Source organism: Pseudomonas sp. WOUb67 (assembly GCF_050058005.1).
Taxonomy (GTDB): Bacteria; Pseudomonadota; Gammaproteobacteria; order Pseudomonadales; family Pseudomonadaceae; genus Aquipseudomonas; species Aquipseudomonas putida_R.
In genome coordinates, this window is sequence record NZ_CP170112.1 from 1191104 (window position 1) to 1211716 (window position 20613).

The 20613-nt window shown below is 64.1% G+C and carries 17 protein-coding genes; 10 read left to right on the forward strand and 7 right to left on the reverse strand.

The genetic code is table 11. The annotated features are described in order from the left end of the window. Positions 1 to 94 precede the first annotated feature (94 nt). The 9 genes from tkt (at position 95) to ABOC32_RS05335 (ending at position 9600) form a co-directional block, all read left to right on the forward strand. Positions 95 to 2092 (forward strand): transketolase, encoded by a 1998-nt coding sequence (tkt, locus tag ABOC32_RS05295; protein ID WP_426810325.1) that lies wholly within the window; start codon positions 95 to 97, stop codon positions 2090 to 2092. 150 nt (positions 2093 to 2242) lie between these two features. After that, entirely contained in the window at positions 2243 to 3304 is a 1062-nt protein-coding gene (gene epd / locus ABOC32_RS05300; RefSeq protein ID WP_426810326.1) for an erythrose-4-phosphate dehydrogenase, read from the forward strand. A gap of 12 nt (positions 3305 to 3316) precedes the next feature. After that, positions 3317 to 4480 carry a phosphoglycerate kinase gene (locus ABOC32_RS05305; RefSeq protein ID WP_426810327.1) on the forward strand — a complete coding sequence of 388 codons (1164 nt, stop codon included), beginning with the start codon at positions 3317 to 3319 and terminating at the stop codon, positions 4478 to 4480. Continuing rightward, the gene (locus tag ABOC32_RS05310) at positions 4480 to 4731 is read left to right on the forward strand and encodes a hypothetical protein (RefSeq protein WP_426810328.1); all 252 of its coding nucleotides are present in this window, start codon (positions 4480 to 4482) and stop codon (positions 4729 to 4731) included. Before ABOC32_RS05305 ends, ABOC32_RS05310 begins: the two co-directional genes overlap by 1 nt. A 177-nt stretch (positions 4732 to 4908) precedes the next feature. Then, positions 4909 to 5238 (forward strand): MliC family protein, encoded by a 330-nt coding sequence (locus ABOC32_RS05315; protein ID WP_012274521.1) that lies wholly within the window; start codon positions 4909 to 4911, stop codon positions 5236 to 5238. 100 nt (positions 5239 to 5338) lie between these two features. Continuing rightward, positions 5339 to 6403: a class II fructose-bisphosphate aldolase gene (gene fba / locus ABOC32_RS05320; protein ID WP_012274520.1), complete on the forward strand. Its 1065-nt coding sequence runs from the start codon at positions 5339 to 5341 to the stop codon at positions 6401 to 6403. Between the two features lie 215 nt (positions 6404 to 6618). Beyond that, positions 6619 to 8751: a putative bifunctional diguanylate cyclase/phosphodiesterase gene (locus ABOC32_RS05325; protein WP_426810329.1), complete on the forward strand. Its 2133-nt coding sequence runs from the start codon at positions 6619 to 6621 to the stop codon at positions 8749 to 8751. Positions 8752 to 8790: 39 nt separating this feature from the next. Continuing rightward, positions 8791 to 9291, forward strand: a complete 501-nt coding sequence (locus ABOC32_RS05330; protein WP_426810330.1) for a M48 family metallopeptidase — start codon at positions 8791 to 8793, stop codon at positions 9289 to 9291. 12 nt (positions 9292 to 9303) lie between these two features. Further along, positions 9304 to 9600 carry a winged helix-turn-helix domain-containing protein gene (locus ABOC32_RS05335; protein WP_003249396.1) on the forward strand — a complete coding sequence of 99 codons (297 nt, stop codon included), beginning with the start codon at positions 9304 to 9306 and terminating at the stop codon, positions 9598 to 9600. A 132-nt stretch (positions 9601 to 9732) separates the two neighbouring features. On the opposite strand, the gene ABOC32_RS05340 is transcribed toward ABOC32_RS05335, so the two are convergent. Further along, positions 9733 to 10185, reverse strand: coding sequence for a GNAT family N-acetyltransferase (locus tag ABOC32_RS05340; RefSeq protein ID WP_086975204.1), 453 nt, complete (start codon positions 10183 to 10185; stop codon positions 9733 to 9735). A 152-nt stretch (positions 10186 to 10337) separates the two neighbouring features. Between ABOC32_RS05340 and ABOC32_RS05345 the strand changes: the two genes are divergently transcribed. Continuing rightward, positions 10338 to 11075 (forward strand): substrate-binding periplasmic protein, encoded by a 738-nt coding sequence (locus ABOC32_RS05345; RefSeq protein WP_426810331.1) that lies wholly within the window; start codon positions 10338 to 10340, stop codon positions 11073 to 11075. 160 nt (positions 11076 to 11235) lie between these two features. Here the strand turns inward: ABOC32_RS05345 and yccS are convergent, their stop codons facing one another. The 6 genes from yccS to ABOC32_RS05375 form a co-directional block, all read right to left on the reverse strand. After that, positions 11236 to 13419 carry a YccS family putative transporter gene (yccS, locus tag ABOC32_RS05350; protein WP_426810332.1) on the reverse strand — a complete coding sequence of 728 codons (2184 nt, stop codon included), beginning with the start codon at positions 13417 to 13419 and terminating at the stop codon, positions 11236 to 11238. 83 nt (positions 13420 to 13502) lie between these two features. Beyond that, on the reverse strand, positions 13503 to 14684 hold the full coding sequence (locus tag ABOC32_RS05355; RefSeq protein ID WP_426810333.1) for an NAD(P)/FAD-dependent oxidoreductase: 1182 nt from the start codon (positions 14682 to 14684) through the stop codon (positions 13503 to 13505). 151 nt (positions 14685 to 14835) lie between these two features. Further along, complete coding sequence (dbpA, locus tag ABOC32_RS05360; RefSeq protein ID WP_231995348.1) at positions 14836 to 16173, reverse strand: ATP-dependent RNA helicase DbpA; 1338 nt, start codon at positions 16171 to 16173, stop codon at positions 14836 to 14838. Between the two features lie 113 nt (positions 16174 to 16286). Beyond that, positions 16287 to 17714, reverse strand: coding sequence for a multidrug transporter subunit MdtD (gene mdtD, locus ABOC32_RS05365; protein WP_019473080.1), 1428 nt, complete (start codon positions 17712 to 17714; stop codon positions 16287 to 16289). Between the two features lie 127 nt (positions 17715 to 17841). Then, positions 17842 to 19161: a TldD/PmbA family protein gene (locus tag ABOC32_RS05370; protein WP_426810334.1), complete on the reverse strand. Its 1320-nt coding sequence runs from the start codon at positions 19159 to 19161 to the stop codon at positions 17842 to 17844. Then, the gene (locus ABOC32_RS05375; protein ID WP_426810335.1) at positions 19161 to 20603 is read right to left on the reverse strand and encodes a TldD/PmbA family protein; all 1443 of its coding nucleotides are present in this window, start codon (positions 20601 to 20603) and stop codon (positions 19161 to 19163) included. The genes ABOC32_RS05370 and ABOC32_RS05375 overlap by 1 nt, the downstream gene beginning before the upstream one ends. Between the last annotated feature and the right edge of the window lie 10 nt (positions 20604 to 20613).

The following is a 20613-nucleotide window of genomic DNA, read 5'->3' on the forward strand; positions in this document are numbered from 1 at the left end:
GCGACCATACGTCATTGCCCCAAGCCCCCCCAGTGGGCGAAAATGGCCGCCTTTTTTCGTAACACTATCTATTCAAGCCCCCAGGAGATCAGCGATGCCCAGCCGTCGTGAACGTGCCAACGCCATTCGTGCCCTCAGCATGGATGCCGTGCAAAAGGCCAACAGCGGCCACCCAGGTGCCCCCATGGGCATGGCGGATATCGCCGAAGTGCTTTGGCGCGACTATCTGAAGCACAACCCGAGCAACCCGAATTTCGCCGACCGTGACCGCTTCGTGCTGTCCAACGGCCACGGCTCGATGCTGATCTACTCGCTGCTGCACCTGACCGGCTACGACGTCACCATCGATGACCTCAAGTCGTTCCGCCAGCTGCACAGCCGTACCCCGGGCCACCCGGAATTCGGCTACACCCCGGGTGTCGAGACCACCACCGGTCCGCTGGGCCAGGGCCTGGCCAACGCCGTGGGCTTTGCCCTGGCCGAAAAAGTGCTGGGCGCCCAGTTCAACCGTGACGGCCACAACGTCGTAGACCACAACACCTACGTGTTCCTGGGCGACGGCTGCATGATGGAAGGCATCTCCCACGAAGTCGCCTCGCTGGCCGGCACCCTGGGCCTGAACAAGCTGGTTGCCTTCTATGACGACAACGGCATTTCCATCGACGGTGAAGTGGAAGGCTGGTTCACCGACGACACGCCGAAGCGTTTCGAGTCCTACAACTGGCTGGTGATCCGCAACGTCAATGGCCATGACGCCGAAGAGATCCGTACCGCCATCGAGACCGCCCGCAAGAGCGATCGCCCGACCCTGATCTGCTGCAAGACCATCATCGGTTTCGGTTCGCCGAACAAGCAGGGCAAGGAAGACTGCCACGGTGCTCCGCTGGGCAACGACGAAATCGCCCTGGCCCGCAAGGAACTGAACTGGAACCACGCGCCGTTCGAAGTCCCTGCCGACATCTACGCCGAGTGGGACGCCAAGCAAGCCGGTGCCAAGGCCGAAGCCGAATGGAACACGCGTTTCGACGCTTACGCCGCTGCCTTCCCGGAACTGGCCAGCGAGCTCAAGCGCCGCCTGAACGGCGAGCTGCCAGCCGACTTCGCAGAAAAAGCCGCTGCCTATATTGCTGAAGTCGCGGCCAAGGGCGAAACCATTGCCAGCCGCAAGGCCAGCCAGAACACCCTGAATGCCTTTGGCCCGCTGCTGCCGGAACTGCTGGGCGGCTCGGCGGACCTGGCCGGCTCCAACCTGACCCTGTGGAAAGGTTGCAAGGGCGTCAGCCATGAAGATGCCAATGGCAACTACATGTACTACGGCGTGCGCGAGTTCGGCATGACCGCCATCATGAACGGCGTTGCCCTGCACGGTGGCCTAGTGCCTTACGGCGCGACCTTCCTGATGTTCATGGAATACGCCCGCAACGCCGTGCGCATGTCTGCCCTGATGAAGCAGCGTGTGATCCACGTCTACACCCACGACTCCATCGGCCTGGGCGAAGACGGCCCGACTCACCAGCCGATCGAGCAGCTGGCCAGCCTGCGCTGCACGCCGAACCTGGACACCTGGCGCCCGGCCGACGCGGTGGAATCCGCCGTGTCCTGGAAGCACGCCCTGGAGCGCAAGGACGGCCCGTCGGCGCTGATCTTCTCGCGTCAGAACCTGCAGCACCAGGTGCGCAGCGATGCGCAGATCGCCGACATCGCCCGTGGCGGTTACGTACTCAAGGACTGCGCAGGCGAGCCTGAGCTGATCCTGATCGCCACCGGTTCCGAAGTGGGCCTGGCCGTTCAGGCTTTCGACAAACTGACCGAGCAAGGCCGCAAGGTGCGCGTCGTGTCGATGCCGAGCACCAGCGTGTTCGACGCCCAGGACGCTGCCTACAAGCAGTCCGTGCTGCCTTTGGAAGTGGGTGCGCGCATCGCCATCGAAGCCGCCCACGCCGACTTCTGGTACAAGTACGTCGGCCTGGAAGGCCGTATCATTGGCATGACCACCTACGGTGAGTCGGCGCCAGCTTCGGCACTGTTCGAAGAGTTCGGCTTCACCCTGGAGAACATCCTGGGTACTGCCGAAGAGCTGCTGGAAGACTGATACAAGGAAGGCGAGGGCCTTTGGCCCTCGTTCGCGGCACAAGGCCGCTCCTACAGGGTATTGCATACGCCGTCCCCTGTAGGAGCGGCCTTGTGCCGCGAATGGGCCGCGCAGCGGCCCCGTTCAACTGCCGGAGTTCAAGAGCTACCTATGCCCCACCTGCGTCCCTACAAAGTTGCACTCAACGGTTATGGCCGCATCGGCCGCTGTGTCCTGCGCGCGCTGTTCGAGCGGGGGGCGAAGGCCGGTTTCGAGATCGTCGCGCTGAACGACCTGGCCGACCAGGCCAGCCTGGAATACCTGACACGCTTCGACTCCACCCACGGGCGTTTCCCCGGTGAGGTGAAGGTCGACGGCGACTGTCTGCATATCAATGGCGACTGCGTGAAGGTGATGCGCAGTGCCACCCCCGAAGGCATCGACTGGGCCTCGCTGGGCATCGACCTGGTACTGGAGTGCTCGGGTGCCTACAACACCCGTGCCGATGGCCAGCGCTTCCTCGATGCCGGTGCGCCGCGTGTGCTGTTTTCGCAGCCCATGGCCAGCGAGGCCGACGTTGACGCCACGGTGGTCTACGGCATCAACCAGGGCTGCCTGACCGGCAGCGAGCGCCTGGTGTCCAATGCCTCGTGTACCACCAACTGCGGCGTGCCGCTGCTGCGTGTGCTGGACCAGGCGTTCGGCATCGAATACGTGCAGATCACCACCATCCACTCGGCGATGAACGACCAGCCGGTGATCGACGCCTACCACCACGAAGACCTGCGCCGCACGCGTTCGGCCTTCCAGTCTGTGATCCCGGTGTCCACTGGTCTGGCCCGTGGCATCGAGCGCCTGCTCCCGGAACTTGCCGGGCGAATCCAGGCCAAAGCGGTACGTGTACCGACCGTCAACGTCTCGTGCCTGGACATCACCCTGCAGACCGCCCGCGACACCAGTGCGGCCGAGGTCAACCGGGTGCTGCGCGAGGCCGCGCTGGAAGGCCCGCTGAAAGGCTTGCTGGCCTACACCGAGCTGCCGCACGCCAGCTGTGATTTCAACCATGACCCGCATTCGGCGATTGTCGATGCCAGCCAGACCCGCGTTTCCGGCCCCCGCCTGGTGAACCTGCTGGCCTGGTTCGACAACGAATGGGGTTTTGCCAACCGTATGCTCGACGTTGCCGAACACTTTCTGCACGTCGTTCACCCAACCCGCAACAAACAGCCCTGAAGGACTGCATTCATGACCGTGTTGAAGATGACCGACCTCGACCTGCAAGGTAAGCGCGTACTGATCCGCGAAGACCTCAACGTGCCTGTGAAGGACGGTGTGGTAGCCAGCGACGCGCGTATCCTGGCAGCGCTGCCGACCATCAAGCTGGCCCTGGAGAAGGGCGCGGCGGTAATGGTCTGCTCGCACCTGGGCCGCCCGACCGAAGGCGAATTCTCTGCCGAGAACAGCCTCAAGCCGGTTGCCGACTACCTGAGCAAGGCCCTGGGCCGTGACGTGCCGCTGGTTGCCGACTACCTGGACGGTGTCGCGGTACAGGCCGGTGAGCTGGTGCTGTTCGAGAACGTGCGCTTCAACAAGGGCGAGAAAAAGAACGCCGACGAGCTGGCGCAGAAGTACGCTGCCCTGTGCGACGTGTTCGTCATGGACGCTTTCGGCACCGCTCACCGCGCTGAAGGTTCGACCCATGGTGTGGCCAAGTTCGCCAAGGTTGCCGCTGCCGGCCCGCTGCTGGCGGCCGAGCTGGATGCCCTGGGCAAGGCACTGAAAGCCCCGGCCAAGCCAATGACGGCCATCGTTGCCGGCTCCAAGGTGTCGACCAAGCTGGATGTGCTCAACAGCCTGAGCGCCATCTGTGACCTGCTGATCGTCGGTGGTGGCATCGCCAACACGTTCCTGGCTGCCGCCGGCCACCCGGTGGGCAAGTCGCTGTACGAGCCTGACCTGGTCGAGACCGCCAAGGCCATCGCCGCCAAGGTCAACGTACCGCTGCCAGTCGACGTGGTGGTTGCCAAGGAGTTCGCCGAAACTGCCGAGGCCACCGTCAAGGCCATCGCCGACGTTGCTGCCGACGACATGATCCTGGACATCGGCCCGCAAACCGCGGCCAACTTCGCCGAGCTGCTGAAGTCGTCGAAGACCGTCCTGTGGAACGGCCCGGTCGGCGTGTTCGAGTTCGACCAGTTCGGCAACGGCACCAAGGTACTGGCCAAGGCCATCGCCGACAGCGCCGCATTCTCCATCGCCGGTGGCGGTGACACCCTGGCCGCCATCGACAAATATGGCGTCAGCAAGGAAATCTCCTACATTTCTACCGGTGGTGGTGCCTTCCTCGAGTTCGTCGAGGGCAAGGTCCTGCCAGCGGTGGCAATCCTGGAAGAGCGGGCCAAGGCCTGATGATGTCGGCGCTTGGCAAAGGGAGTGGCCTGATGGTCAAGCAATTGCCTGTGATGCTGCTGGCGGGCCTGCTGAGCGCCTGCTCCGGCAGCCCGGCCTCTGATGACGACCCGGCGCAGCCGCCCAAGGGCGGTTGCTACCAGTCCGAGTGGCAGGCCGAAACCGTGCCGGTCATCAGCAAGCGCGTGGGCCCGGAAGGCCTGGAAAAGTACGACGAAGACCACCAGCGCAAGGCGCCGGGTTGCCCTTGATCGGGTGGTAGGCAACCTGAAGGTTGATTTGTGGTCTTGAAGAAGGGGCCGCTGTGCGGCCCTTCGCGGGCTTGCCCGCTCCCACAGGTATAGTGTCACGTTCAAGAATGTGCGGTCTCTGTGGGAGCGGGCATGCCCGCGAAGGGCTGCAAAGCAGCCCCAAATCGAGGAAACTGAATGAAAGCGCTTTTGGCCGTAACGGCCCTGGCGACACTGGCAGGATGCTCACTGCTGCAGCCGGCGCAACCCGCCCCGGCAGACAACTGGACCCGTTGGGTCTGCGACACCCAGGCCGAAGTGCTGTGGCGCTTCGCCGATGCACAACGCGACCAGGTCGACGTGCGCCTTGGCGGCGGTGACCAGGTCTACCGGCTCAAGTCCGAGCCGGGTGCTTCGGGTGCGCTGTACAGCGATGGCATGCTGGCCTTCCACACCAAGGGCGAAGAAGGCCTGGTGTACTGGGTGGCAACCAACGATCTGATTGGGCGGGGCTGCAAGGCACCGTGACTGGCCGGGCCGCGTGAAGGGCCCACACTACTTGAACAGCAACCGCCCCTGCGGCAGGCTTGCACGAAACAAACGACGCTTGTCGGGAGAGAGATACACAATGGCACTCATTAGCATGCGCCAGATGCTGGACCACGCCGCCGAGTTCGGTTACGGCGTACCAGCTTTCAACGTCAACAACCTTGAGCAGATGCGCGCCATCATGGAAGCGGCTGACAAGACCGACTCCCCGGTGATCGTCCAGGCCTCGGCCGGTGCCCGCAAATACGCCGGTGCCCCGTTCCTGCGTCACCTGATCCTGGCTGCCATCGAAGAATTCCCGCACATCCCGGTGTGCATGCACCAGGACCACGGCACCAGCCCTGACGTCTGCCAGCGCTCCATTCAGCTGGGCTTCAGCTCGGTGATGATGGACGGCTCGCTGGGTGAAGACGGCAAGACCCCGACCGACTACGAGTACAACGTCCGCGTTACCCAGCAGACCGTTGCCATGGCACACGCCTGCGGCGTTTCGGTAGAAGGCGAGCTGGGCTGCCTGGGTTCGCTGGAAACCGGCATGGCCGGTGAAGAAGACGGTATCGGCGCCGAAGGCGTGCTGGACCACAGCCAGATGCTGACCGACCCGGAAGAAGCGGCCGACTTCGTCAAGAAGACCCAGGTCGACGCCCTGGCGATCGCCATCGGTACCAGCCACGGTGCCTACAAGTTCACCAAGCCACCTACCGGTGACGTGCTGGCCATCGACCGCATCAAGGAAATCCACAAGCGCATCCCCAACACCCACCTGGTGATGCACGGTTCTTCCTCGGTACCGCAAGAGTGGCTGGCGATCATCAACCAGTACGGCGGCGACATCAAGGAAACCTACGGTGTGCCGGTCGAAGAGATCGTTGAAGGCATCAAGTACGGCGTGCGCAAGGTCAACATCGACACCGACCTGCGTCTGGCGTCCACCGGTGCCATGCGCCGCCTGATGGCGACCAACCCGAGCGAGTTCGACCCACGCAAGTTCTTTGGCGAAACCGTCAAGGCCATGCGTGACGTGTGCATCGCCCGTTACGAAGCCTTTGGCACTGCCGGTAATGCCTCGAAGATCAAGCCGATCTCCCTGGAAGGCATGTACCAGCGCTACCTGAAAGGTGAACTGGCCGCCAAGGTCAACTGATCGACTGGCAGCCGTAAAAAAACCCGCAGTGATGCGGGTTTTTTTATGGGCGACAAAAAGCCGGAGCATAAATCCGGCAGACCGACCGTTAGTCGGCTACCGTACAGTTGAACCGCTGATAGCGTTCTGATTGCATTGCGTGTTACCACCTCAGGTCTAGAGTACTAAATGGATCCAACCGTATTTTGAAGTCGGTCACATAATCGAGAAGCAGCATGGATGGCGCTCAAGCTCAAGTTCAACCACAGCCACTGGATGGCAGCTCGGTTCTACTGGTGGTGGATGACTACCCGGAGAACCTCATCAGCATGCGGGCATTGCTGGCCCGGCAGGATTGGCAAGTGTTGACGGCAAGCTCGGGGATGGAAGCCTTGAGTGCGTTGCTCGAACACGATGTCGACCTGGTCTTGCTGGATGTACAGATGCCGGAGATGGACGGTTTCGAAGTCGCCCGGCTGATGCGTGGCAGCCAGCGCACCCGGCTGACACCGATCATATTCCTCACCGCCAACGAACAGTCCGAAGCCGCCGTGCTCAAAGGGTACGCCAGTGGCGCTGTGGACTACATGTTCAAACCGTTCGACCCGCAAATTCTCAAGCCCAAGGTCCAGGCCTTGCTCGACCAGCAGCGCAACCGGCGCATGCTGCAACGCCTGAGCCGCGAGCTGGAGGCGGCCAGAGCGTTCAATGCATCGATCCTGGAGAATGCCGCCGAAGGCATCCTGGTGGTGGATGCCCAAGGCGTCATCAGTTTTGCCAACCCGGCCATTTCGCGCTTGCTGTCGGCCCCGGTGCAGCAGTTGCAGGGCGTGCACCTGCTGGATCTGGTGCAACTGGCCAGCGCCAGCCTTTGGGGTGATTCTGACTTCTACCAGGCCTACCTGGGGCGGCGCATCTTCCGCGTGCATGATGCCCAGCTGCGTACCCTCGGTGGCGAACTGGTGCCGGTGGCGTTGTCCTGTGCGCCGCTGCCGGCCGACCAGCAGGCCATGGTGGTCACCGTGCTGGACATGTCGGTGGTGCGCAACCTGCACCAGCAGCTGGAATACCAGGCCGTGACCGACCCGCTCACCGGCCTGCTCAACCGCCGTGGTTTCTACCAGGCTGCCGAAGGCGCGCTGCTGCGCAACGAGCGCTCGGACAAGGCGCAGGCATTGATGTACATGGACCTGGACGGTTTCAAGCGCATCAATGACTCGCTGGGCCACGACACCGGTGACCGTGTGCTGCGCTGGGTGGGCGAGCAACTCAAGGATTGCCTGGGCAGCGAGGCCTTGCTGGCACGCATGGGCGGTGATGAATTCACGGCGCTTTTCGACAGCCTGCCGTATCCCGAACAGGCCGGGCGCTATGCCGAGCAGTTGCTTGAGCGTATTTCGATCAGCCACCAGATCGAAGGGCTTGATGTATGCCTTGGGGTCAGCATCGGCATCGCCACCTACCCGGACTGCGGGGCCAATGTGGAAGGCCTGCTGCGCGCAGCCGATGCGGCGATGTACGCCGCCAAGCAGGCCGGGCGCCAGCAGTACCGTTTCTACGACCAGGAGCTCAACGGCCGGGCGCGCTCGCGGCTGATGCTGGAAGACAGTGTGCGCGCCGCCATCGAGCAGCAGGACTTTACCTTGGTGTACCAGCCGCAGGTGTCCTTCATTGATGGCCGACTGCGTGGCTTCGAGGCCTTGTTGCGCTGGCAGCACCCCAGCGTCGGCGACGTGCCGCCGGGGCTGTTCATTCCGTTGCTGGAAGAAGCCCGCCTGATCAACCGCCTGGCCAGCTGGATCTACCGCCAGGGGGCGGCCCAGCGCCAAGCCTGGTACGACCGCTTTCCCGCCGACCTTGTGCTCGGCATCAGCCTGAGCCGCGCGCAGTTTGTCATGCCCGGCCTGGTCGAAGAGCTGCAGCGGGTGATCCAGATTTACCAGCTGGACCCGACGCAGCTGGAGGTGGAAGTCGCGGAAACCTCGCTGATGTACAACATCGATGCGGCCGTCAAACAGATACACCGCTTGCGCGAGCTGGGGGTGCGGGTGGCGCTGGACGATTTTGGCGCAGGCGACTGTTCGTTGCGCATGCTGCGTGACTTGCCGATCGACACCTTGAAGCTCGACCGCCACCTGGTGGCACGCTTGCCCGATTCCGCGGTGGATGCCGCCCTGGTGCGCAGCGTCATCGGCCTGTGCGCCGACTACGGCATCACGGTGATCGCCGAGGGCGTGGAAACCCCGGCCCAGGCGGCTTGGCTGAAGGCCAATGGTTGCGAATACGTGCAGGGTTTCCTGGTGGCGTACCCGATGACCTCGGCGGATGCCAGCGGCTTCCCGGCGATTTTCTCCTGGCCTGGGCCTTGATTGGCTAGAATCGGCATTCGTTACGCCGAATGCAGCGCCATGACCGTATTACGTTACTTGCAAGCCTACCCCCCGCACCTGCAAGCGCAGGTGCGGCAGATGATCGACAGCGACCGCCTGGGCGAATACCTGCAGCGCCGCTACCCCGACCGCCATGACGTGCAAAGCGACAAGGCGCTGTACGGCTATGCCCAGGACTTGCGCCAGCAATTTCTGCGCAGTGCGCCGAACCTGGACAAGGTGCTGTTCGACAACCGTCTCGACCTGACCCACCGGGCTCTGGGCCTGAACACGGCGGTGTCGCGGGTGCAGGGCGGCAAGCTCAAGGCGAAGAAGGAAATCCGCATTGCCTCGCTGTTCAAGGAGGCTGCGCCCCAGTTCCTGCGCATGATCGTGGTGCACGAACTGGCGCACCTGCGCGAGCGCGATCACAACAAGGCGTTCTACCAGCTCTGCCAGCACATGGAGCCGGACTACCACCAACTGGAATTTGACCTGCGCGTCTACCTGACCTATCGGGAGCTGCCGGGCAACTGCTAAGGACCACGCAGCATGGAAGTGAGCAAGACCAAGAGCAGCTTCTACCGTCGCTTGTATGTCGCCTGGCTGATCGACAGCCAGACCGCGACCAGCGTGCCCGCCCTGATGGAAGCCACCGGCATGCCGCGGCGCACGGCCCAGGACACCATCGCCGCCCTGGCCGACCTGGACATCGTCTGCGAGTTCGAACAGCAGGAAGGTGCGCGCAACCACGCCGGGCATTACCGCATTCATGACTGGGGGGCGATCGACAAGCAGTGGATCATCCGCCACCTGCGCCAGATCCGCGAAGTGCTGGGTTACCCCTAAGGTTTCTGGCGTCTGCACCGGCCTCATCGCCGGCAAGCCAGCTCCCACAGGTTCTGTGCAGGCCTGAGAAACACGCAATTCCTGTGGGAGCTGGCTTGCCGGCGAAAGGGGTGCAAAGCACCCCCGGCAATTTCAGCCTTTGCGCATGCCGATGTGCGGAATGTCGTCTTCCAGGTATTCCTCACCCACCACCTCAAACCCATGGCGGGCATAAAACCCCTGCAAATGCGCCTGCGCCGACAGGTAAACCGGTACTCCCGGCCAGCAATGCTCTGCCGCCTCCAGCCCCTTCAGCAGCAATGGGTGCCCCAGCTTCAGGCCGCGCGCTTCGGGGGCGGTCACCACCCGCCCGATAACCACATCCCCACCCTGGGACTGCGGGTCGAGCAAGCGCAGGTAAGCCACCAGCTTGTCGTCCTGCCAGGCCATCAGGTGCAGGGTATCCCCGCTCAGGTCCTGGCCATCGACTTCCTGGTACGCGCAACGCTGCTCGACCACAAATACTTCGGTGCGCAATTGCAGGATGGCGTAGAGCTGGTCCTTGCCGAGGTCGGTGTGGTGCTTGCAGAGCCAGTCGATGGACATTGGCGAACTCCTTGGGTGGGCGGTCGATCATCGCACGACATCTGAGCTTCGGCCAAAATAGAGGCTAAATGACACTATTGGCCGCTGCCCTGAGCATTGGCTTTGTGTAATCTCCTCGCAGTGTGTGCCCTCCAATGCGAAAGGACTTGAGCATGCGGCCACTGCTTTGTGTTCTGGGATTACTGGCAATGATGGTGGCAACGGCTGCCCAGGGCCATGACAAGCTGCGCCTGGTGGCTGACAGCTGGCCACCGTTCACGGATGCCAACATGCCGGGTGGCGGCCTGGCGACCAGCATCGTCACCACGGCGCTGGCCCGTGCCGGCTACAGCAGCGGCTATGAAGAGGCGCCTTGGGCGCGGGCGCTGCTGGGGGTAAGTGAGGGGCGCTACGACGTACTGATCAATGCCTGGTACAACGACGCGCGCGCCAACATCGGGCAGTTTTCCAACGCCTACCTGACTAACCGCATTCGCCTGCTGCAACGCAAGGGCGAAGCGTTCCATTACAAAGGCCAGTCGGACCTGTACCCCTACAGCATCGCCGTGGTGCGTGATTACGCGTATTCACCGGAATTTGACGGCGATAGCCGCCTGCACAAGGTGCCGGTGCGCAACTTTTCGTCGGCGGTGCGCATGCTGGCGGCAGGGCGGGTGAGCCTGGCGGTGGAAGACGAGTATGTGGCGCGCTACAACCTGCAGCGTGAACCGCAGGAGGTGCGTGACGGGGTGATGCTGGTGGAGCCGCCGTTGGGGGAAAACACCCTGCATATCCTGGTCAGCCTGAAGCACCCGGAGCATCAGCGCATCGTCGAGCGCTTCGAGCAGGCGATTGCGGCGATGAAGGCCGATGGCAGCTATGCCCGGCTGATGCGCCAGCATGGCTTCTGATCTCTATCGCCTGTGCCGGCCTCTTCGCGGGTAAATCGGATCGCCGCACCGCCGCTCCCACAGGTACTCCAAATGTCTCAAGCCCTGTGAAATCCCTGTGGGAGCGGCGGTGCGGCGATCCGATTTACCCGCGAAGAGGCCATTACAGGCCCCGAAAAAATCAGGCTGGGGCACCTTCCTTGATCAAATGTGCGGCCAAGGTCCGCAACGGCCCCAATTGCCGGCAGATCAACGCCAACTGTGTCTGCACCAACCGCTGATGCTCATCCAGCTCTTCCGGCATCTGTTCCAGGGCATTGGCCAGCGCTTCTTCGGCATCGCTGTGAATCGCTACCGGTAGCCGTGCGGCCAGGCCATTGGCGATTTCGTCCAGGCTGCTGGCCAGGCTTTGCCCGGCACCCTCGATCAACTGCTCCTGCACCTCTGCCGGCAAGGCCGTGTCGCGGTGCGCGCCCAGCCCCGAGAGGTAGCTGAGCAAGGTGTGCGACAGCACCAGGAAGCGGAAGCCGACATCTGCTTCCTTACGGAAGTGCCCAGGCTCCATCAGCATGTTGGCCAGGGTAGTGGACAGCGCCGCGTCGGCGTTATGGGCATTGCGCCGGGCCAGGCGGTAGGCCAGGTCGTCGCGCTTGCCATGGGCATACTGCTGCATGATCTGGCGCAGGTACACGCTGGCGCAGGCCAGGGTATTGGCCAGCGCCTTGTTCAACCGTCGCCCTTGCCAGTCCGGCAGGAACAGGAACACCGCCAGGATGGCGATCAGGCTGCCCACCAGGGTATCGAACAGGCGTGGCAGGAACAGGCCGTAGCCATCGCCGATCTGGTTGAAGCAGAACAGCACCATCAGGGTGATGGCGGCCGTGGCCAGGGTGTAGCGGGTGGTGCGGTTGACGAAGAACACCACCCCGGCAACCACGGCGAACAGCGACTGGATGACCGGGTTGGGGAACAGGTCGAACAACGCCCAGCCCACTGTCAGGCCGACGGCGGTGCCGAAGATTCGCTGCACCAGCTTGCGCCGGGTTGCACCGTAGTTGGGCTGGCACACGAACAGCGTGGTGAGGATGATCCAGTAGCCTTGGGTCGGGTGAATCAGGTGCACCATGCCATAGCCGATCGACAGCGCCAGCGGCAGGCGCAGGGCATGGCGGAACAGCAGCGAGGTCGGCGTGAGCTGGGTGCGCAGGCGCTTCCACACGTCCTTCAGCGAGCGTGGCGAGCGGTCGAGCAGGCTGCTGTCGCTGGCATCGGCCAGGGTGTCCGGGTTGCTGGCGGCGCTTAGCAGGCGGTCCAGCGTTGCCAGGTTGGCGGCCAGTGCCCGCAACGAGCGCAACAGGCTGCGCCAGGCTGGGTTGCTCTGGATACGCAGGTGCTCAAGCGAGGCGTTGAGGTCTTCGAGGGCTTCTGGATACCCGCTGGCCAGCACGAACGGCTGGCGCAGGCGGATCGAGCGGGCCAGCTCCTGGCAGGACGAACCTTGCTTACGCAGCAGGCGCTGGCAGCGGAACATCACGTCGCTGTGGAAAAACGCCTCGGTCAGGCCGTTGTAGGGGTAGTGCGAGGCACTGACCCGCTCGTGAATGTCCTGGGCCAGGAAGTACAGTTTGAGGTAACGGCTGACCTTGGAGTTCGGCTGGCTGTTGCCCACCCGGTGCAAGATGATTTCCTTGGCCGCGTTGAGCGCTGCCACCACCTTGCCGTTCTGCTGGGCCAGCTCCAGGCGCCGGGCCTCGACGTCGAGGGTGCGGATGGGCTCGAACAGGCTGGCCTTGAGCTTGAGGTAGCTGCCCAGTTCGAAGAACAGCTTGGCCAGGCTCTGCTGCACCGGCTGGTTGGAAAACAGCGCCTGCCAAAGTACCGAAAGCAGCCCGTACCAGGCCGCGCCCGCCACCAGCAGCAGCGGCTCGTGCCAGAAGTCCGTCACCTGGCCACCGCGCTGGTCCACACCGATCATGGTGTACACCGCCGTGATCAGTGTCGCCGAGGCAATCGCACCGTAGCGTTCGCCCAGGGCGCCAAGCATGGTCAGGCCGAACGCCGCCAACGCCAGGGCGACGGCGAAGATCCAGGGGTAGGGGAACAGCAACTCGACCGCCAGTGCTGCGATGGCGAAACACACCAAGGTAACGGCCAGGGCGCTGAGGCGGCCCTGCCAGCTGTCGTCGGTTTCGGCCAGGGCGCTGGCGATGATGCCGAGGAACAGCGGAATCAGCAGGGCCATCTCGTTCTGGTACCAGCACAGGGCCAGGCTGCCGGTGAGGGCGATGGTGACCCGGATGCTGTAGCTGAACTTGTCTTGGCCCCACAGGCGACGCAGTGACTGACGGAACGAGCTCGATGACATGATGGCCTGCTAGGCAGTGAGCGAAGAATGCATTGCAGCACGGGCCAGCAAGAAGCGTTCCGTGCTGCTGAATGGATTCTACTCTACACGAACTGCGCTGCGGCGTTGGCCGATGCCCAGGCCCACTGGAAGTTGAAACCGCCCAGGTGGCCGGTGACATCCAGCACTTCCCCGATGAAGTACAGCCCGGGGCTTTTCAGCGATTCCATGGTCTTGGACGACACTTCGCGGGTGTCCACGCCGCCCAGGGTCACTTCGGCGGTGCGGTAGCCTTCGGTGCCGGCCGGCACCATTTGCCAGTTCGCCAGTTTTTCGGCGATTTGCGCCAGTTCCGCCAGGGTGTACTGCTTCATCGGCCTGGACTCGAACCATTGCTCGGCCAGCAGGTTGGCCAGCTTGCGGGTGAATACCTCGCCCAGCACGGTCTTCAGTTCGGCGTTGGCACGTTCGGCCTGCATCTGTTGCAGCCAGGTGAGCGCATCGCGGTCGGGCAGCAGGTTGATTTCGACCGTGTCACCGGCTTCCCAGAACGAGGAAATCTGCAGGATTGCCGGGCCGCTCAGGCCGCGGTGGGTGAACAGCAGGTTCTCGCGGAAGCTGGTGCCGTTGCAGCTGGCGGTGCAGTCCAGCGAGGTGCCGGACAGCTCGGTGCACAGTGCCTTGAGTTGGGGCTCGGTGATGGTGAACGGCACCAGCCCGGCGCGGGTCGGCAGCAAGGTGTGGCCAAACTGGCGCGCCACCTGGTAGCCGAAACCGGTCGCGCCCAGGGTCGGGATCGACAGGCCGCCGGTAGCGATCACCAGCGACTGGCAGGCGAATTGGCCGCCGCTGGTCTGCAACAGGTAGCCGCCTTCGGTCTTCTCGATCTGCTCGATGCTGGTGTGCATGCGGATCTCGGCGCCAGCCTCGTCGCATTCGGCCAGCAGCATGTCGAGGATGTCGCTGGCCTTGTTGTCGCAGAACAGCTGGCCGAGTTTCTTCTCGTGGTAGGCCACGCCGTGCTTGCACACCAGTTCGATAAAGTCCCACTGGGTGTAGCGGGCCAGGGCCGACTTGCAGAAATGCGCGTTGTGCGACAGGAAGTTGGCGGGCTCGGTGTACATGTTGGTGAAGTTGCAACGCCCGCCGCCGGACATGAGGATCTTCTTGCCCGGCTTGTTGGCGTGGTCGAGCAGCAGAACGCGGCGGCCACGGCGGGCGCTGAGCTGGGCGCACATCAGGCCGGCGGCGCCGGCGCCGAGAATGATCACGTCGGTGGAGTGCACGGTATGAACCTTCAGATTTGAAATGCTGAACCCTGTGGTAGCGGGTTAATCGGAGCGCCGAACCGCCGCGAATGCGATGGTGCATACACTGCCGCATTCGCGGCGGTTCGGCGCTCCGATTAACCCGCTACCACAGGGACCTTGCTGGACGTTAGAGAATGCGGACTTTCAGGGCGCGGCCCTTGATCTTGCCGCTGTTCAGCCGCTGCATGGCCTGCTTGGCCAGTGCGCGCTCCACGGCAACGAACGCCTGGAAGTCGAAGATGGCGATCTTGCCCACCTGCTTGCCCGGGATGCCGGCATCACCGGTCAGTGCCCCCAGGATGTCACCAGGGCGCAGTTTGTCCTTGCGGCCAGCGGCAATGCACAGCGTGGTCATCACCGGCAGCAGGGGTTCGCCGCCCTTGTTCTTCAGGCTGTCCAGCGAGTCCCAGCGCAGCGGGCTCTTCTGCAGGTCTTCGATAGCCTGGGCACGGTGGCCTTCGGCCGGCGCAACCAGGCTTACCGCAACACCTTTCTCGCCGGCACGGCCGGTACGGCCCACGCGGTGCACGTGGATTTCGGCATCACGCGCCAGCTCCACGTTGATGACCATGTCCAGGCCATCGATATCCAGGCCGCGCGCGGCCACGTCGGTGGCCACCAGCACCGAGCTGCTGCGGTTGGCGAACATGGCCAGTACCTGGTCGCGGTCGCGCTGCTCCAGGTCACCGTGCAGGGCCTGGGCGACGATGCCCTTGGCCGTCAGGTGGGCAACCACGTCCTCGCACTGCTGCTTGGTGAAGCAGAACGCCACGCAGGACTGCGGGCGGTAGTGGCCGAGCACGCGGGTGACGGCTTCCAGGCGGTGCTGTGGGTCGATCTCGATGAAGCTCTGTTCGATCTGGTTGTCGGTGTGCAGGCTCTCGACCTTGACCTGTTGCGGGTTGCGCATGAAGTCGGCGGCCAGTTGCTTGATACCGGACGGGTAGGTGGCCGAGAACAGCAGGGTCTGGCGGCGCGACGGGGTCTTGCCGATGATGCTGGCGATGGCGTCGAAGAAGCCCATGTCGAGCATGCGGTCGGCTTCGTCCAGCACCAGCGTGTTCAGGCCGTCGAGCACCAGGGTGCCTTTGTCCAGATGCTGCTGGATGCGCCCCGGGGTGCCGACGATGATGTGTGCACCGTGCTCCAGCGAAGCGATCTGCGGGCCCAGCGAAACGCCACCGCACAGGGTGAGGATCTTGATGTTGTCCTCGGCGCGGGCCAGGCGGCGCAGTTCTTTGGCCACCTGGTCGGCGAGCTCGCGGGTAGGGCACAGCACCAGGGCCTGGCAGCCGAAGTAGCGCGGGTTGATCGGGTTCAGCAGGCCGATGCCGAAGGCGGCGGTCTTGCCGCTGCCGGTCTTGGCCTGGGCGATCAGGTCCTGGCCCTTGAGGATGACGGGCAGGCTCTGGGCCTGGATCGGCGTCATCGAGGCATAGCCGAGGGCGTCCAGGTTCGCCAGCATGGCGGCGGACAACGGCAGAGTGGCAAAGGCGGTGGATTCGGTGGTCACGAGGCGGGCCTGCGTTGCGAAGCGAAAAAATGCCGCACAGTCTACCAGCCTCGTGGCCATTCGCCCTACGGTTCCATGTGTTGTTCCGGACGACGGGCACGCCTTCCGTCCGTCGGCGCAAGTTGCAGGAAGATCGCTGCCGCCAGCATGGCCATCACACCGATGGTGACAAAGGTCAGCTGGAAGGCGCCCAGGGTGCTTTCCACACCCTCGGCGCTACCGGCGGCGGTAAAGCCTCCAAGCAAGGCGCCGGCACAGGCCACGCCCAGGCTCAGCGCCAGCTGCGCGACCACCGACAGCAGGCTGTTGCCGCTGCTGGCACTGGCGTCATCGAGGTCGATCAGGGTGACCGTATTCATGGCCGTGAACTGCATGGAGTTGACCGCGCCCAGCAGGCCCAGCTGGATCAGCAGCACGGCGTAGGGTGTTTGCTCGTCGACCAGGCCGAGGCTGGCCAGCAGCAGCCCCAGCAGCAGGGTGTTGCCGGTAAGGATGATGCGGTAGCCAAACCGTTCGATCAGCGGCCTTGCGACAGACTTGGCCAGCATGGCCGCTGCCGCCAGCGGGATCATGCTCATGCCGGCCTGGGCGGGTGAGTAGCCCAGCGCCACCTGCAGCAGCAACGGCACCAGGAACGGCAGGGCGCCGCTGCCCAGGCGGGCGAACAGGTTGCCGAGGATGCCGATGGCGAAGGTACGCACGCGGAACAGGCTGGGCGAGAACAGCGGCTCCGGGTCGCGCCCGGCACGCAGCCAGTAGGCGGCCAGGCAGGCCATGCCGGCGAACAGCAGCAACATCACCCGCAGGTGCGGCAGGTGCAATTCGCCCAGGCCTTCCATGGCAATGGTGATCAGCACCATCGCCGCGCCAAACAGCAGGAAACCAGGGCCGTCGAACGTGGTGCGCTCGGCGCCGCGCAGGTCCGGGATGAACTTCCATACGGCAATGCAGCCGATCAGGCCGACCGGCAGGTTGAGCAGGAAGATCCAGTGCCAGCTGAGGATTTCCACCAGCCAGCCGCCGACGGTCGGGCCCAGCAGTGGGCCGAGCAGGCCGGGGATGGTGATGAAGCTCATGATCCGCACCAGCTCGCTGCGCGGGTAGGCGCGCAGCACCACCAGCCGCCCGACCGGCAGCATCAGCGCACCGCCCAGGCCCTGCACGACGCGGGCGAAGATCAGGAAACCGAGGCTGTTGGCTGCTGCGCACAGCAGCGAGCCGAAGCTGAACAGCAGGATGGCGCTGAAGAAGATGCGCTTGGTGCCGAAGCGGTCGGCGATCCAGCCCGAGGCGGGGATCAGCAAGGCTACGGTGAGCATGTAGGCGATGATCACGCCCTGCATGCGCAGCGGGTCTTCGGCCAGCGAGCGGGCCATGGCCGGCAGCGCGGTGTTGAGGATGGTGCCGTCCAGGGACTGCATGAAGAAAGCGATGGCCACCACCCAGGGGATCCAGCGGGCGGTGACGGGGTCCAGCGGGGTGCGTTCGGGCATGACTTCCTCGTTTGTCAGTGCCGGCCCCTTCGCGGGTGAACCCGCTCCCACAGGAATATCACCACATTTGAGGGCAGTGGAGATCCTGTGGGAGCGGCTTTAGCCGCGAAAGGGCCGGCAAGTCCAGTCACAATGTCAGGGTCAGGCCTTTGACCAGTGCCCCGGGCAAATGACTCGACCCGGTACTGCGCTGCCCATAGGTACTGGTCGACAGGATCATCTCGCGCTCCCGGGTCAGGTCCTCCAGCTGGCTACCCAGCAGGCTGTACAGGCTGTCGTCGAAGCGCATGGTGCTCACCGGCCCCTGGATCTGCCCGTTTTCCACCCAGAAGGTGGCGAAGCGGGTAAGCCCGGTCATGCGTGCTGCCGGCAGGTCAGAGTAGTTCAGGTACCACAGGTTACTGATGTACAGCCCGGTGCCAAGCCGCTCAAGGATCTGCCCGTTGGCCAGGTTGCCCGGCGCCAGGCTGAGCGCACAGGGTGACTCGTAACTGTCGGCGCCATTGGCCAGCAACTCGAACTCGGCCGCGCTGCGTGCGCAGATCAAGCGTTGCTGCGCCTCGCCTTGCTGGATCAACGGCACATCCAGTCGTGGTGCGCCTTCATCCGAAAACGCCGGGCTCAGCGAGCCGCTGACCTGCTCGGTAAAGCTCACCAGCGGGCTCAGCCGTGCATCGCCGTTGTACAGGCGTTGCAAGGCGCTGTTGCCAGTGGCGAGGGCCTGTGCGGAAAAGCCGCCCCAGCACAGCATGCCGGCGATTTCATCCATGGCCGCAGGCGCCAGGTAGGCGCGGTAGCTGCCGGGCTTGAGGGTGACTGCCGGGCGGCCAAGAAAGCCCAGTTGTTCACGTGCCTGGCGCAGGCGCTCGGTGAAGTCGTCGGCGCTCCATACCTGGCCGGCATAGTTGGCCTTCACTGCCTGGCCGTTTTCGTGGAACAGGCTCCAGTCGACGTTGAAGCTGTTGGCCTGGTGCCAGCCAAAAGCGCCGAACGAACTGGCAAACCCTCGGCAGATCGGGCCGGCGGCGTAGATGCCGACCAGGTCCAGGTCGCCTGCTTCGCGGTCGAGCAGGGCCAGCACTTCGTCCAGCTCGGGCAGGGGTTGTTCCTGCAGGCTGTGGCTGTGCCAGGCGGTTTCGTCCAGGCGCAGGTAAGGGTCGATGGCCAACAACGGCAAGGTCTGGCGCAGCTGCGCCAGCGCATCGGCCAGGCGCTGGCGGTCCACTTGCGCGTCACCGCTCAACGTCAGCTGCTGTTCCGCCTGGCGTCCGTCGCGGACCAGCCGCAGTTGCGCGCTGGCCTGGCTCACCTCACCCGCCTGGCGCACCTTGGCGTGGTTGAAGCGCACAAATTGCGACTGTTCGGCGCTGTAGCCGAGGGTGAACTGCTCGCCTGCTTGTAATGCCGCGCGCACATCGCCGACCAAGGCTTCGAAAGTGTGTTTCATCAGGCGTCCCCCCCGAATACGTCAATCTGGCGGAATACGCAGGCCGGTGAGGCATGGCCGACCCGCACCACCTGGTTAGGTTCGCCTTTGCCACAGTTGGGCGTGCCCAGTACCTGGAAGGTGCTGCGGTCGCCGACGGCCGACAGGTTGCGCCAGAACTGGGCGGAGATGCCGCGGTAGTTGGGGTTCTTGACGATGCCCTTGAGCTCGCCGTTTTCAATCAACTGGCCCCATTCACAGCCGAACTGGAACTTGTTGCGCGCATCGTCGATGGACCAGGAACGGTTGGTACGCATCAGGATGCCGTGCTCGATGCCCTGCACCAGTTGCTCCAGGCTCTGGTCACCCGGTTCGATGTTGAGGTTGGCCATGCGGTCGATCGGGGCACGGTTCCAGCCACAGGCGCGGCTGTTGGCCACGCCGTCCAGGCCGGAACGGAACTGCGACAGCGCGCCGCCCAGTGGGCGCAGCAGCAGGCCATCGCGGATCAGGAACTGCTTGCTGGCCGGGGTGCCGTCATCATCAAAGCTGTAGCTGGCCAGCTCCTCGCCGATGGTCGGGTCGAAGGTCACGTTCAACAGGCTGGAGCCGTACTGCAGGTGGCCGAAGTCACTGGCTTTGACGAAGCTGGTGCCGGCGTAGTTGCGCTCGTCGCCGAGGATACGGTCCATCTCCAGCGGGTGGCCGATGGACTCGTGGATCTGCAGCATCATCTGGTCGGGCATCAGCAGCAGGTCGCGCGGACCGCTGGGGGTGTTGGGGGCCAGCAGCAGTTGCAGTGCCTCGTCGGCCACCTGCCGGGCGGCGCCAACCAGCCCGCAGCGCTCGATGACCTCGAAACCGCCCTGCTGGCCGAAGTTGTCGCGGCCCAGGCTGCGGCTCTGGCTGTCCTGGCCATCGCTGGCGGTTACGCCCAGCCCCGGGAACAGGAAACGCTGTGCATGGCGCAGTTCGGCGCCCGCCGAGTTCAGGTAGGTTTGCTCCACCAGGCTCAGGCCCAGGCTGGCCTGCCAGTCCACCAGGCGGCTGTCCTTGGGCACGCTGGCCGATTCGGCAGCCAGCAGGCCAAGGCAGTCGGCGAAAGAGGGCACGGGTTGCTCGAAATTGGGCGAAAGGTGGTCGTGGCGGGCGTCGGTCACTGGCTGGTCGCGCAGGTCGAGCAGGCTGTGCGGGGCGATTTGCCGGGCCAGGGCCTCGGCTTGTTCCAGTGCGCGTTGCAGGCCGGCCTGGGACAGGTCGGCGGTGGCCGCGTAGGCCTCCACGCCATTGACCCGCACGGTGAGCATGGCGCCTTCGTCCTGGCTGAAGAACGGTGGTTCGGCAACGTTGCGACGAACCGACAGCGCCTGGTGCGACTGTTTCACATGGCGCAGGGAAAACAACTCGGCCGTACTGCGCAGCGCGGCAAAGCGCTGGCGCAGCAGGGCGCTGGAATCGAACATGCAATAGCCT